Here is a 14656-nt window from a genome sequence, read left to right on the forward strand (position 1 = left end):
GTGTGCTGGCTTTTTAAAGTAGTAACCCAGGCAATTAATGCGCTTTTTGCCGCTATCCGGCCCTGGCTGGCCCATGAGTCATGACATCCTGCAACGCTTTTTGTTACTATTTTATTACAAATCTTTCCCTCTTTTTTCTTTTCACGTTTTTTAAAATGCTAAGTCAAACCATAAAAAAACAGCATATAAATGATTTAGTCGACTGGATTGAAGCCAACCTGACCAACGACATTTCCATCGATCTGATTACGCTCAAATCGGGCTATTCCAAATGGCATATGCAACGTTTGTTCAAGGAGATGACCGGACAAACGCTGGCGGCCTATACGCGCAAGCGCCGCTTAACCCTTGCCGCTATGGCGTTACGACTGACGCGCATGCCGTTAATTGATATCGCCGTCCGTTTCGGGTTTGAAAATCAGCAAAACTTTAACCGCGTGTTTAAAAATCACTTCTCTGTTACGCCGGGCGGTTTTCGCCGTCTTAACGTGCTGCCTGTCCGGTATTTTCACGGCCGTATTGCCCAGCGTGAGCCGGTCATGCCGGTATCGCTTTACCGGCGCGAAGAGGAGTTGCTCCTGCAGGGCGATACGCTGGAATGGGAATGCCCGTATGGCGACTATATTCGCGACCGGCATCAGCATATGGCCGGCCTGGTACGCCATTTTGTCCGTACGCAGCAGGGTGACGCGCAAGGATGGCTGGGATTTCAGTATGGCCCCGGCAACGCGTCCGTCGATCAACAGCACATCAGCCTGTTTCGTGGCGTCGCGCTGGCAAACACGGATGCCGGGCCAGGCGATCTTCAATGCCGCACGGTGCCTGCGGGGCTTTACGCCCGCCTGGCATGGCGTGGCTCACCGGAAGAACTGACGCGTTTCATCGCGGATATTTACTACCTTTATCTGCCGCAGCTGAATGTGGCCTGCCGGCCGGGAATGGATTTGCTCTGTCTGGATTTAACCCGATGCACAGCCGACAACATTGAAGGCGTGTTCTCTATTCCTGTCACGCAGGGATAATGCACATTATGTGCGTCATTGTGTGATAAAGCGCACGATTTTATAAGCAGGCTGGCAGGCAAGGCGTAAAATCCTTACCGAAGCGCTGAGCACAGCTACGCATACTGTATTTCCTTCTCAGTGCTGGATATTCACCTGCTTTTTACGCCTGAACAGGCAAAATACCATGACCAAAATAACGCAAATAGCCGCCTTTTTTCTGACTGTCGCGCTGTGTGCCGCTCCCGGCCTGGCGACTGCACAACTCACCGATCCCGGCAATGTTCGCACAGGATTACATCCCGGCAGTCAGGCCGGCCACAGCGAGATACTCGGTGACAGCTCGCTGCCGCAAAACAGCGGACAAAATCAGGCGCAGTAACCGCCCGATGACCGACAGTCCTCCTTTAAAAGGCGCGTAAGCGCCTTTTTGCTTTTCAGCGATAAAAGGCCGACAGATGTGCCTGCACGTACTGCCGGACCGCATTTTTAGTCATTGTTCTTAAAATATATCATAGCTATTCTCTCCGACTGACATGAGAATGATTGTTGTTTACTAAGGTTGCGTGCAACCCTGTTTTTCGGAGAGCCACTGTGCCTGTATCTTCTTCCCGCCGTTTACCTGAACGTATCCGTAACGCGCTCCGCTTTCGCTGTATTCACGTTGCCACCAAAACCAAAGTGGCTGACCGGTTTTGGCGCATCGTGTTTAAGGGCGACGACCTGAAAGGATTTAATTCGCCCGGTTTTGATGATCACATCAAAGTCTTTTTCCCGCCCACCGCTGACACGACGCTGCAACTGCCGACGATGGACGATGACGGCATTCACTGGAAAGACGGCTTGCGGCCGGCTGCGCGTGACTACACGCCGTTTGACTTTGATGGTGAATCTTCGCTGACAATCGATTTTTACCTGCATGAAAGCGGTGTCGCCAGCGACTGGGCCGCGCAGGCACAGACCGGCGACAGCCTGATTATCGGTGGACCTCGCGGTTCTCTGCTGGTCCCAACGGATTATGCTTTCCAGCTTTATGTCTGTGATGAAACCGGTCTGCCTGCGTTTCAGCGCCGCAGCCGCAGCATTGAAGCCGAAACCCTGCACCTGTTTGCCTTCACCGATGAAAAAACGGGGCGTGACTACTTAGCGGACACCGGCAAGGCAAACGTGGCCTGGCTCGGTAGCCAGCAGATGACGCAGGCGGCTTTGCCAGCCCTGACGGCGGCGCTGGATAAGATAGCGATTCCGTCGCATGACGCTTTTATCTGGCTAACGGGAGAAGGGCGCGTCGTTAAACAGCTCGCTGACTACTTCACAACGCAACGCGGCGTGGATGCTGATCTTGTGCGTGCGGTTGCTTACTGGCATCACAAGTGAGTGACCTGCCGTTGATTGAATTTTACCTGGTGGCCCTCTACCATCAGGCTCTTTCTCCTTAAACAGGCAGAGGCGACAGATGGATTCGGCCCATTCAGAACAGGATAACCGCAGCCAGTCTGCGCGGCCTTGCGCAGCGCGGCGGAAGCGCCGGGAAAAGATGCTTGATGCGGGTGAAATGCGCCTGTTGATGCTGCACTTTATCGCTCAGCGCGCCTCGCACGGTTATGAGCTGATTAAATGCGTTGAAGAACTGTCGAAAGGGGAATATTCCCCCAGCCCGGGTATCATTTATCCCAACCTGACCTTGCTTGAGGAAATGGAGGCCATTGAGATTGTCGATCCTCAGGCGGCGAGAAAGGCTTATGTAGTGACCGCAACGGGTCAGGCGATGTTAGAGGCCGAAGCCCAGCCATTGTCGCGTTTGATTACGCGCCTTTCCTCGCTGGCTGTATTAGTCAACAACCGCAGTATTCCCGAGATAGAACAGGCCATCTTTCAGTTTAAAAACGCTTTAAATGGCCGTCTGGCACAGCAGGACATCACGGACGAAACACGGCATAAGATTGTGGCTGCGCTGAACGCAGCCGCTGAGCAAATCAGCCGCAGTTAACGCCGGATCGTGCCCGTCAGCTTCCGTCAGTTTTGTTTTTGTCGATGTGTCCCAGTGAACGTTCCGGAAAGCAGATGTCTCTGACACGCTGCTTGAGCACCTGAGCATCGGGAAAGCCGCCGTCACGTTTACGTTCCCACACCAGATGGTCATCTACCGTTACTTCAAATATGCCGCCGCTGCCGGGGCGAAGCGTGACGCTGGCCAGGTCCTGAGCAAAAGTGTGCAGCAATTCCTGTGCCATCCAGGCTGAGCGCAGCAGCCAGTTACACTGAGTACAGTAGTGGATCACAACGACAGGTTTTTGCATATTCTTTTCTCCTTTTCCTGAATAAGGGCTGTCAGCGATGTTACGCAATGGCAGACAGGCTACATGAAACATCTACAGGCAGACCGGGACAAACCGGTTCGCGTTGCCAGCCGAAACGGCAGAGAACGATGGGCGACGTGTTAGCCGAAACGGCACAGGCCATTTTCCCGTTTACGCTGATAAAACATCAGATTAGCCGCATCAGATTACTGAGTTTCAGCCATACTTTACCTGTGACAGAAAACAAAGGAAAACTCATGACCATGAAACTCAGTCAGGCTGCTGAACAACTGGGTCAGCAGCTTTTATCCTCTGGTTTGCGTCTGGCAACCGCAGAGTCCTGCACGGCGGGATTGATCAGTATTACGCTGGCGGCGGTCGAAAACAGCGGTGATTTTTTTACCAGCGGCTTCGTCACCTACAGCGAAAGCGCCAAAGTGCGTCTGCTTGGCGTTAACCCGCAAACGCTGGAAAACCACACTGCAGTCAGCAGAGAAACCGTGTGTGAAATGGCGCTGGGGGCGCGTGAACGGTCCGGCGAACCGGTGAGTCTGGCGATAAGCGGCTATGCCGGACCGGACGGCGGCGAAGATGGTACGCCTGCAGGCACTATCTGGGTAGGATGGACATTGCCTGATGGCAAAGTCGTGGCCCGTTGTCAGCACTTTTCTGGCGACCCCAAAGCCGTCATGGAGCAGGGCGCGAGCTGGGCACTGCAGGGGCTAAGCGCGTTACTAATGCAGCAGAATGCGCCGCCCCATAAAGACCGTTAGCGGCAGTCCACCACCAGGCGGCCGCGAACCTTGCCTTCAAGCAGATCCCGCGCGCCCTGACTGGCTTCGCTCAGTGGGATGACCGTGATCATCTGAGACAGTTGCGCATCATTCATCAACTGTCCGAGCCGTTGCCAGGCCTGCTGGCGAAGCGGTTTAGGGCACATCACGCTGTCCACGCCCGCCAACGTCACGCCGCGTAAAATAAAAGGCGCGACGCTGGTGGGCAGATCCAGCCCCTGAGCCATGCCACAGGCGGCGACAACGCCATCGCGCTGCGTACCCGCCAGAACGTTACTCAGCGTATGGCTGCCCACGCTGTCGACAGCCGCGGCCCAGCGCTCTTTGCCCAAAGGTTTGCCCGGCTGAGACAGTTCAGCGCGATCCATGATCCTTTTCGCGCCCAGCGTGTTGATCAGCCAGTTTTCATCGCTGGCGCGGCCGCTGGAGGCGATCACCTCGTAGCCGAGTTTTGCCAGCAGGCTGACGCTAAAGCTGCCCACGCCACCGCTGGCACCGGTGACCAGCACGGGGCCGCGATCGGGCGTAACGCCCTGTTTTTCTAAAGCCAGCACGCACAGCATGGCGGTAAAACCGGCGGTGCCAATGGCCATCGTATTCAGTGGCGATAAGCCGTCTGGCACGGGCACTAACCAGTCGCCTGCGACACAGGCTTTTTGCGCCAGGCCGCCCCAGTGTTTTTCTCCCACGCCCCAGCCGGTCAAAATAGCGGTGTCGTCCTGCTTCCAGTCGGGATGCTGGCTGGCGACTACGCGACCGACGAAATCAATCCCCGGCACCATGGGAAATTCACGGACAATCGGGCCTTTATTACAGATGGCCAGCGCATCTTTGTAGTTCAGGGTGGAATAGTGCACGTCGAGCGTGACATCCTGGTGAGGCAATTGTGTTTCGGAGAGTTCTTTTAACTCGGTACGGTAACCTTGTTCGTCATTTTCAATGACCAGTGCCTTAAACATACAGCCTCCGTCAGGCGTAAGAATCATCAGGCAAGTTTACGCCCGACAGCCTGAGAGGGCCAGGTACTGGCCCGACAAGTACCCCGCTCTGAGGCATTATTAAACATCCCGGTGGCGGGGCGGCAATGTCCGGACATGGCATAATTTTGCATTGATTACAGAGGTTTAGTCGCTTAAAGATATTGCAACTGAATGATATGTATTGTTTTTTATTTTAAAGTTATTGACCTGATATTTAACGTTGTCGGGTTGTCCCTGTCAGTAAAAAATGACATTATTGCCGCCACATTTTTCCCCGCCGCCATCCCAGACAGAGGACGCTACCATGTCCGGATCAATGCGTTTTTGCACTTGTTCCCACTCGCCAGACCTGGCGCGTGACCTGTTTTCCGCCGTCATACCGGTTACACAAATTTCCGTCACTATGCGGTGACGCCAGCCTGGTCGTTGCTGTTGGACATGAGTAAGGACTACTCTTTACTGATGTCTATCGGTTTGACCCGTCAGATATCATTCGCCGGGGAAATTTCCCTATTGCCGTGCCTCAGGCACCCACTCCCTGACTGTTAGGGATTTGTGTTATGACACCACTTAAAATTGCTGCCAGCGCTGCCGTTGCGCCAAGTCTGTCCCTGAATACTGCGCGCGACGTGGTCACGCTGGATAATACTGATTTTACCGATGTGGCGGCTGTGGTCGTCTCGCTTGCGGATACACGCAGTGGCGTGCTGGCCTTATTGCGGCATACCGGTTTTAACTTACCGGTGTTTGTTGCCAATGCCTTCGAAGAAGAGGTCATGCATCTGCCCGGCGTGACGGGTGAGTTGAACGGTGAACCGCAGGACTGGGCGGCACTGGAAACGGCGGCGCAGGCGTATGAAGCTGAGTTGCTGCCCCCGTTCTTTGAAACGCTGACCCGCTATGTCGATATGCAAAACAGTACATTTGCCTGCCCCGGTCATCAGGGCGGTGCCTTTTTTAAAAAGCATCCGGCAGGTAAGCAATTTTATGATTTTTATGGCGAAAACGTTTTTCGCTCAGACATGTGTAACGCTGACGTCAAGCTGGGCGATCTGCTGATCCATGAGGGATCGGCCAAGCATGCACAGAAGTTTGCTGCCAAAGTTTTTAATGCCGATAAAACCTACTTTGTGTTGAACGGCACCTCAAGCGCCAACAAAGTGGTCACGAATGCCTTGCTGACGCGCGGCGATTTAGTGCTGTTTGACCGCAACAACCACAAGTCCAACCACCATGGGGCGCTGATTCAGGCTGGCGCAACGCCCGTTTATCTCGAAGCGGCCCGTAATCCGTTTGGCTTCATTGGCGGCATTGACGCGCACTGTTTTGATGAGGATTATCTGCGTGCTCAGATCGCCAACGTGGCCCCTGAGCGTGCACAGGAAGCACGTCCTTTCCGCCTGGCGATTATCCAGTTAGGCACCTATGACGGCACGGTGTACAACGCGCGTCAGGTGGTGGATCGCATAGGTCATCTGTGTGACTACATCCTGTTTGACTCCGCCTGGCTGGGCTACGAACAGTTTATTCCGCTGATGGAAGGCTGCTCACCGCTGACGCTGTCGTTAAACGAAAACGATCCCGGCATTTTCGTGACGCAGTCGGTACACAAGCAGCTTGCGGGCTTTTCACAGACCTCGCAGATTCATAAAAAAGACAACCATATCCGCGGTCAGAAGCGTTTCTGCCCGCATAAGCGATTGAATAACGCCTTTATGCTGCACGCCTCTACCAGCCCGTTTTATCCGCTGTTTGCCGCACTGGATATTAACGCCAAAATGCACCAGGGCGAGGCGGGACGTCGCATGTGGGACGAGTGCGTCATGCTGGGCATTGAGGCGCGCAAGGCAATCTTTGAGCGCTGCGATATGATCCTGCCTTTTGTTCCTGAAACGGTGAACGGCAAACGCTGGCAGGATGCGCCCACAGAGGAGATCGCGCGGAATCTGCACTATTTCAGCTTCGAACCCAACGCCAAATGGCACGGTTTTGCAGGATACGATCGCGATCAGTACCGCGTCGATCCCTGCAAACTGCTGCTGACCACGCCGGGCATTGACGCGGCAAGCGGCGAATATGCTGACTTTGGGATTCCGGCGACGATCCTCGCCAACTACCTGCGTGAAAACGGCATCGTGCCGGAAAAATGTGACCTTAACTCCATCCTGTTTCTGCTTACGCCAGCGGAAAGCCCGGAGAAAATGGCCAACCTGGTCGCCATGCTGGCGCAGTTTGAGCAGCATGTAAAAGACGACACGTTGCTGGCTGAAGTCCTGCCCACGCTTTACCGTAAGAACGCCAAACGCTACGCCGGTTACACGTTGCGCCGCCTGTGCCAGGAGATGCATGACCTGTACGTGAGCTTCAATGTGAAAGATCTGCAACGTCTCATGTTCCGTGAGCAGGGCTTACCTCAGGTCAAAGTGAATCCACAGGACGCACATCAGGCTTATATTCGCGGTGATGTGGAGCTGGTGCCGATTGCGTCAGCAGAAGGGCGCATCGCCGCGGAAGGCGCGCTGCCTTACCCGCCTGGCGTACTCTGTGTCGTTCCCGGTGAAGCCTGGGGTGGGGCGGTACAGCGTTATTTTCTTGCGCTGGAAGCAGGCATCAACCAGCTTCCGGGTTTTTCACCCGAGCTACAGGGCGTTTACACCGAGGAAGATGCCGAGGGACGTAAGTACCTGGTGGCGAACATGATGCAGGGGTAAGTGCTGGGTGGCTGTTTGCACAGCCTGGCTGGAATCAGGGGCCATGGCTGGCCCTGAGAAGGTTTGAGTCGCTGGCAGCTTATGAAACGCTGAGAGGGTTTCGCCCGCCAGGCGGCCTGGAGTTTCAGTCTGCCCGGTGCGGGCGACCGACAAGGGGCCGCCAGCCGCCGCGGCCCCTTGACCCCGTGCTCCCGTCCTGCCCGCCCGCCGCTTCGCGGTGCCTTCGCTGCTTCAGGATTTCTGCGGACCGCCAGGACGCGCCATCCGTGGCGCGGCCCGGCTCTCGCCGACGTCCTGTCGGCTCTCGCCGACGTCCTGTCGGCTCTCGCCGACGTCCTGTCGGCTCATCCGGAAATCCCTCATCCGCTCAGCGGGTGGGAAGGCCGCCCCAGGCTACCGCTTTAACATTTGCGCCTGTTCAGGCATTTTTATTGCTTTGGATACGGATAATGAGTTGCAGTGATGCTTGCGCGACTAGGCTTTGAGAAGGTTTGAGTCGCTGACAGCTTATGAAACGCTGAGAGGGTTTCGCTCGCCAGGCGGCCTGGAGTTTCAGTCTGCCCGGTGCGGGCGACCGACAAGGGGCCGCCAGCCGCCGCGGCCCCTTGACCCCGGGCTCCCGTCCTGCCCACCCGCCGCTGCGCGGTGCCTTCGCTGCTTCAGGATTTCTGCGGACCGCCAGGACGCGCCATCCGTGGCGCGGCCCGGCTCTCGCCGACGTCCTGTCGGCTCATCCGGAAATCCCTCATCCGCTCAGCGGGTAGGAAGGCCGCCCCAAACCCCCGCTTCACTATCTCTGTTAAAGCCACTTCCGGTGCCGCTGTAAGTAATCGCAAAACCTGCTCTTGTGGGTTCTGAAGCACTCCCCGTTTATCAAGTCTGCTCTTTTTAAGCCTCACTGAACACATTCAAACAGACAACACCTGCTTTTAAAAGAAACCAGGACTGGCAGGCGGGGGGGGTTCTGCCGGCATCCGGCGCGCTGAGGAGAGAACGGAGGCCAGGGCGGCGCGGCAGGGATGCCGCGACGAGGACGGCTGCGCCAGGGAGGGCGCATCCGGACGGCCCGTGAGGCCGGAGTGAGAGACGAAGGAACAGCGACGGCTGACGGCCGCCGGGATTGTTAAGGGGCTGGCGCGAGCCCCTTAACACGTCCGCCTGCACGGGCAGGCTGAAACTCCCGGTCGCCTGGCGGGCGGAATCCGCTCAGAGCAACCCGCAGCGCCTGTCACCACGTAGGCAGCAGCCCCGCCAAATCAATACCTGTGATAACTCCGCTGCGCCGAACTCACCTTATACAAATACCGCCGCGATTCCGCCGACGGATGCTGCTTCGACAGCGTCTGATAAACCTGACCCGGCGACATACTGTTAATAATGGTAAAGGCACGATCTTTATCGCTGGAGAACACGCGCAGTACACTACCGGCGCCGCCGTTATAGGCGGTGATAACCGCATAGCGGCGTGAAACCGGATCCTGAATACCGGCCAGATAGTTGCTCTGCAGCAACGACAGATAGGCAGTACCGGCATCGATGTTGTTCTCGGGATCCAGCAGATAGCTGCGGCTCGGTTTGCCCCATTTGCCCTTCATGCGGAATACATCCACACCGGCGGTATGCTGCACTACCTGCATCAGGCCGAGCGCATCAGAATGGCTGACTGCGTAGGGGTTAAAGCTGGATTCGGTCTGCATAATAGCCAGAATCAGAGACGCATCTACACCGTACTCTTCGGCGGCTTTACGCACCATAGGCAGATATTTATGCGCACGCTTATCCAGATGGTTTGGCACCATCGGAATCGTGACCGAGTAGATTACATGCAGGCCGGACGTACGGCGTTGCAGTTTATTGGCAATCAAGTAGTCAGCAAAGGCCTGAGCACGTCCCTGCCAGCGAATCGCCTGACCGGTGTTATCCAGCACCTGTCCGTACAACAACGGCTCTTTACTGATCTGAATGTCGTTAGCATCAGAGTAGAGATCGACATTTCCCGGATCGTCGCCGATCAGTAACGTAGTCACGATCGCCTGACGCAGACTGGCGGCAGGATCGGTACCGGAAATGGTCTCAATGGTGATGTTCCCGCTTTCAAAGTTGATGTGGCTGCGGGTGTAATAATTGTCGGTGTATTTAACGTAGTCTTTCGGTCCGGCGATCAGGACCTCATTGATACCCCAGATGTTCTCAATGTTATGGGCGAATTGCCCCATCAGAATGTCAAATCCGTTGGTATCTTTGACCCATTCCTCTGAATATTCCGGATGTTTTTTACCGGAGCAGGACACCAAAAGGGGGGCAATCACCAGCAGGGCTATCAGCTTTTTATTCATCTAAAATACGTGCCTGACCTGGAAAACGGCCTCAACACGGAGGCCAATAAAGTTATGCTTCGGGTGGCGTGTAGCCTTCAATATGAACGTCTTTACCTTCGAACAGGAAATTGATCATTTCCTTTTCCAGCACTTTGCGATCGTCGGGATTCATCATATTGAGTTTTTTCTCGTTGATCAGCATCGTCTGCTTAGCCATCCATTGCTGCCAGGCTTCTTTCGAGATTTCATTGTAAATGCGTTTTCCCAGATCGCCAGGGTAGAGCTGAAAATCTTGCCCTTCAGCGTCGCGTTGTAAAAAAGTACAAAAAATGGTGCGGCTCATTACTCTTCCTCATTAATCTCACCGTCGCCCACAGGCAACGGCTGGGGATGGCGCAGTTCGTGTAAAAGACGCTCTACAGGTGCGGCTAATCCCACAGATGGCGGCAGCGTTAAGTTATACCAGAGACCGCCAGCTTCATCCATTAATGCCCCGGCAGAAGGCCATGACAGCCACATGGGAACGATATCCAGATGAAAATGGCTGAAGGTGTGACGAAATGCCGTAAGCTGCTGCGGTTTGGCATGGATGCCGCGCGTCGACAGCCAGGCGTTCAGATCGTCTTCGCTGGTGAACTGCGGGAAGCAGAATAAACCGCCCCATAAACCCACCGGCGGACGCTGTTCAAGCCAGACATTGTCGCCGTTTTGCATCATCAAAAACCAGCCGCTGCGTTCAGGCAACGTCTGCTTAGGTTTTTTGCCCGGATAGTTTGCCCAACTGTTCGTCGCGCGGGCTTCGCAACCATCGCTGAGCGGGCAGATTTCACATTTCGGGCGCGAGCGGGTGCAAACCATGGCGCCCAGATCCATCATAGCCTGGTTAAACTGACTGACGCCCTCGGCTGGCGTCACGTCTTCACTAATTTGCCACAGCCGTTTTTCAACATCTTTCCTGCCCGGCCAGCCAGCCACTGCGTAACAGCGAGCCAAAACCCGTTTCACGTTACCGTCCAGAATCGGGAAGTGCAGGCCCAGCGATAGCGATAAGATCGCACCCGCTGTCGAGCGGCCTACGCCGGGCAGCGCGGCGATGTCATCGTAGTTGCGCGGGAATTCGCCGCCGTGCACCTCAACCACCTGTTTGGCGGCTTTGTGCAGGTTACGCGCACGCGCGTAGTAACCCAGACCGGTCCAGAGATGCAGCACTTCGTCCAGCGGCGCGGCGGCCAGATCGCTGACGGTCGGAAACCGCGCCATAAAGCGCTCAAAATAGGGGATAACGGTGGCGACCTGGGTTTGCTGTAACATCACTTCAGACAGCCACACCTTATAAGGTGTTTTCTCTAACTGCCACGGCAGGGTTTTGCGGCCAAAGCGTTGATACCAGTCCAGCACCTGTTGCGCGAACTGCGGGGCTTGCATCATAAAGGGGATATTTCCGTGATTACGCGACATTCAGGCGGGAATTCCAGCATAAGCGCCACTGAGAGTAAACCTGAAGATTGCAAAGGCCTGTTTCTTTCTGGTGGCCACTAACGCCCGGTTGTCAGATAAGGCCGGTTACACACAAGAAGGCGATGGAAATGTTGCTGATAAAACACGGGTTGTTTCTCGTTTTCGGGCATAGCCGGAAGTCAGACTTAAAACAGAAGCCCCAGGTCGGGGCTTCGCGTTTAAATTTTTATCTCTTTGGTTGCTGCGATCGGCACCGCTTCCTTTTCCGGTGGCTTACGGTATTTATCCAGCAGGCGGATGTGAATTTTCCGTAGCATGTCGCCGTTCAGTGTATAGAAACGGAAATAGAGCAGCAGCGTCAGGGCAAAAAAGACAGCGGGCAGCACGATCATAATAAACTGCATGCCAGCAAGGGTTTCCTGCGACTGGTTGACGTTGGGCAGATAGCCAATCATGCCCAGCACGACAGCGATAAAGAAAGCCGCCAGCGCAGAGCCGCCTTTAACGACCATGGTTTGCACCGAATAGGCAATGCTTTCACAGCGCACATGCAGTTTGTATTCGCCGTAATCTACGGTATCCGCCACCATAATTACCTGAAGCACCCAGAAAAGCGCCGTTCCGGTATTTAATAAAATCCCGGCAATAACGATTAAGGATGTCGCGTGACTGCCTGCTAATGCCATAGCGAACAGCACACCGCCGCTCAGAATCGGCAGGGCAGACGCCGCCGCCCATAGTATCCGGCGTGACAGCAGATTCACTAATTTGGGGAACAGAACCAGTGTTGCCAGGTTCGCCGCGCCAGCATAGGAGAGGTAGTAAGGGAAGAGACTGGCATCGCCGATCACATAGGTAAAATAGTAAATCGCAAAACCGGTAATGATATTCGCCGCAATGTTATAGGCCAGCGCCATACCGAGCAGGCAGGCAAGCTGATCGTTGCGGTAGATAAGGCCGACGATCGCGCTCAGTCCCATCCGGCCGCCGTCCTGGGTCTGCGCGCCGTCTGATGAATAAACCTCATGAACATTACGCAGCGTGATGAGGGTTGCCGCGATGAAAAACACGATCAGGAGCAGGGTAAACATCTGAAAGCCAAAGCCGCGATCGTCGCCCCCGATATAACTGACAAACGGTAGCGCAATGCCGGCCGTGACAAAGGAGGCGAGGCTGGCAAAAAAGCGTGGCCAGGGCACCAGCTCTTCGCGCTCACGTTTGTCCAGCGTAATAGTCGGTACCAGTGACCAGAACGGAATATCCATTATGGTATAGGTCATTCCCCACAGAATGTAGGTGACCCAGACAAAAACCAGCTGTGTCGTCCCTTCAAACAGGTGAGCGCTGAATAACGCGAACAGCACCAGCGAGTTTGTCAGCGTGCCAGTTAAAATCCAGGGTTTAAATTTCCCCCAGCGAGAACGTGTAATGGTAACGATCCATCCCATAATGGGATCGTTAATCGCATCCCAGATCCGGGCGACTAAAAACAACGTGCCGACCATGCCAACCGATAAGCCCACCACGTCGGTGTAGTAATACATCAGGTAGAGGTAAACAATGCCAATCGCGAAGTCTTTTCCAAACGCACCACATCCGTAACTGAGTTTTGTCGTTATCGAAATGCTCATCGGTTGCCGGGTCGCTGTTGCCAGCGCCCGCTCACTGTTATGACGTAGAATCGCGACCGGACCATAGCATCCGGCGACAAAGAATTAACGATGAAGCCAGGCGGGCAACCAACTGCCGTGCTCAGTGATGAGTTCGTCCACCAGTGCATAGATCTCATCAAGGCTTAATACCGCTGCCGTATGCGGATCCAGCATGGCGGCGTGATAAACCCGATCGCGGTTTTCAGTCAGAATGGCTTCGGTCAGCAGCGTCTGCACATTGATATTGGTTTGCATCATGGCGGCCAGATGTGACGGAATCGTGCCGACTTTGGTGGGCTGAATCCCATTGGCATCGACCAGACAAGCGACTTCCACGCAGCATCCCTGCGGCAGATTATCAATCAGACTATCATTACGCACATTGCCATAAATGACCGCCGGTTCGCCGGTCCAGATAGCGTTCATAATCGTGCTGGCGTATTCACGCGAGGGTTTGCTTTCAATACGTTCGGCGCGACGGTAACGTGCCAGTTCTGCCCGCCATTCCGCCAGTTGTTCTTCACAACGTTTGGGATATTCATCCAGCGGAATCTGATACCGTTCAATAAGATCTCCGCGGCCTGGTTTGATAAACCACGGCGTATATTCTGCGAAGTGCTCTGAGGATTCGGTGACGAAATGGCCCAGCTTTTTGAACATTTCATAGCGCACAATGTTGGGACAGCGCGTATTGCCGTGCAGGTTGGGCTTCGGCACCTGGCCAGCGTTCCAGGCCGCCAGCAGGTCGGGATAGAGATCAACGTAACTGCCGTCAGCGGTTTTACGCTCCAGCGTCAGATAAAACGCCATATGATTAATCCCGGCGCAGCGGTAACGCAGATCGGCAGGATTTAAATTCAGATCGTTGGCCAGTTCCTCCGCCGTTCCCTGTACCGAGTGGCACAGCCCAACCTGTTTGATATGGGGATAGCGCGCATACATTGCCCAGGTGTTCATCGCCATGGGGTTGACGTAATTAAGCAGGGTGGCATGCGGGCAGACTTCCGTCATGTCTTCGCAAATCTGCCACAGGTGCGGGATGGTGCGCAGGGCGCGCATAATGCCGCCGGGGCCCAGCGTATCGGCTATGGTCTGCTCCAGACCATAGCGTTTACAGACCTCAAAATCGGTGACGGTACAGGGCTGATAGCCGCCTATCTGAAAGGCGACCACGACAAAATCCGCATCCGCTAAGGCCGCTTTCTGCTCGCTGTGGCAGGTAATCTGGCCAGCCGCGCCTGCGGAATCCATAAGTTTACTGACGACGGTATAGGATTCTTCAAGCCGGGTTGCATCAATATCCATCAGGGCAATATGGGCCGATTTTAGCGCATCGCGATGGAAAACATCGCCAAGGATATTCTTGACGAAGATAGTGGAACCCGCGCCAATAAAGGTAATTTTGGGTGCAGACATCAGAACGCTCCATGACAGGGTGGGAT

General features: G+C 55.0%; 13 protein-coding genes. 6 read left to right on the plus strand and 7 right to left on the minus strand.

Features of this window, described 5'->3' with window-relative positions; all coding sequences use genetic code 11:
- Positions 1 to 155: 155 nt before the first annotated feature.
- The 4 genes from C1N58_RS00895 (at position 156) to C1N58_RS00910 (ending at position 2991) form a co-directional block, all read left to right on the plus strand.
- Complete coding sequence (locus C1N58_RS00895) at positions 156 to 1022, plus strand: helix-turn-helix domain-containing protein (RefSeq protein WP_054633196.1); 867 nt, start codon at positions 156 to 158, stop codon at positions 1020 to 1022.
- A 166-nt stretch (positions 1023 to 1188) separates the two neighbouring features.
- Positions 1189 to 1383: a hypothetical protein gene (locus C1N58_RS00900; RefSeq protein WP_006118279.1), complete on the plus strand. Its 195-nt coding sequence runs from the start codon at positions 1189 to 1191 to the stop codon at positions 1381 to 1383.
- A gap of 212 nt (positions 1384 to 1595) precedes the next feature.
- Positions 1596 to 2378 (plus strand): siderophore-interacting protein, encoded by a 783-nt coding sequence (locus C1N58_RS00905; protein ID WP_054687072.1) that lies wholly within the window; start codon positions 1596 to 1598, stop codon positions 2376 to 2378.
- Between the two features lie 79 nt (positions 2379 to 2457).
- A complete protein-coding gene (locus C1N58_RS00910; RefSeq protein WP_054633183.1) occupies positions 2458 to 2991 on the plus strand; it encodes a PadR family transcriptional regulator in 534 nt (177 codons plus the stop codon).
- 16 nt (positions 2992 to 3007) lie between these two features.
- On the opposite strand, the gene C1N58_RS00915 is transcribed toward C1N58_RS00910, so the two are convergent.
- Positions 3008 to 3301: a SelT/SelW/SelH family protein gene (locus C1N58_RS00915; RefSeq protein WP_006118282.1), complete on the minus strand. Its 294-nt coding sequence runs from the start codon at positions 3299 to 3301 to the stop codon at positions 3008 to 3010.
- 257 nt (positions 3302 to 3558) lie between these two features.
- Between C1N58_RS00915 and C1N58_RS00920 the strand changes: the two genes are divergently transcribed.
- Positions 3559 to 4074, plus strand: a complete 516-nt coding sequence (locus C1N58_RS00920) for a CinA family protein (RefSeq protein WP_054633197.1) — start codon at positions 3559 to 3561, stop codon at positions 4072 to 4074.
- Here the strand turns inward: C1N58_RS00920 and C1N58_RS00925 are convergent.
- Entirely contained in the window at positions 4071 to 5054 is a 984-nt protein-coding gene (locus C1N58_RS00925; RefSeq protein WP_054633184.1) for an acrylyl-CoA reductase (NADPH), read from the minus strand. The two genes, C1N58_RS00920 and C1N58_RS00925, sit on opposite strands and share 4 nt — an antisense overlap.
- 581 nt (positions 5055 to 5635) lie before the next feature.
- On the opposite strand from C1N58_RS00925, the gene C1N58_RS00930 reads away from it, so the two are divergent.
- Positions 5636 to 7786, plus strand: coding sequence for an ornithine decarboxylase (locus C1N58_RS00930; protein ID WP_054633185.1), 2151 nt, complete (start codon positions 5636 to 5638; stop codon positions 7784 to 7786).
- A 1256-nt stretch (positions 7787 to 9042) separates the two neighbouring features.
- Here C1N58_RS00930 and mltC read toward each other — a convergent pair.
- The 5 genes from mltC to C1N58_RS00955 all read right to left on the minus strand — a co-directional run bounded on the left by mltC (position 9043) and on the right by C1N58_RS00955 (position 14633).
- Positions 9043 to 10122: a membrane-bound lytic murein transglycosylase MltC gene (gene mltC, locus C1N58_RS00935; protein ID WP_033739669.1), complete on the minus strand. Its 1080-nt coding sequence runs from the start codon at positions 10120 to 10122 to the stop codon at positions 9043 to 9045.
- A gap of 52 nt (positions 10123 to 10174) precedes the next feature.
- Positions 10175 to 10447: an oxidative damage protection protein gene (locus C1N58_RS00940; RefSeq protein WP_006120869.1), complete on the minus strand. Its 273-nt coding sequence runs from the start codon at positions 10445 to 10447 to the stop codon at positions 10175 to 10177.
- Positions 10447 to 11532 carry an A/G-specific adenine glycosylase gene (mutY, locus tag C1N58_RS00945; RefSeq protein WP_054633249.1) on the minus strand — a complete coding sequence of 362 codons (1086 nt, stop codon included), beginning with the start codon at positions 11530 to 11532 and terminating at the stop codon, positions 10447 to 10449. Before mutY ends, C1N58_RS00940 begins: the two co-directional genes overlap by 1 nt.
- A 248-nt stretch (positions 11533 to 11780) precedes the next feature.
- Complete coding sequence (melB, locus tag C1N58_RS00950; protein WP_054633198.1) at positions 11781 to 13193, minus strand: melibiose:sodium transporter MelB; 1413 nt, start codon at positions 13191 to 13193, stop codon at positions 11781 to 11783.
- An 84-nt stretch (positions 13194 to 13277) separates the two neighbouring features.
- Complete coding sequence (locus C1N58_RS00955) at positions 13278 to 14633, minus strand: alpha-glucosidase/alpha-galactosidase (RefSeq protein ID WP_155489634.1); 1356 nt, start codon at positions 14631 to 14633, stop codon at positions 13278 to 13280.
- Between the last annotated feature and the right edge of the window lie 23 nt (positions 14634 to 14656).

The sequence above is a fragment of the Pantoea sp. SGAir0180 genome (assembly GCF_043546245.1).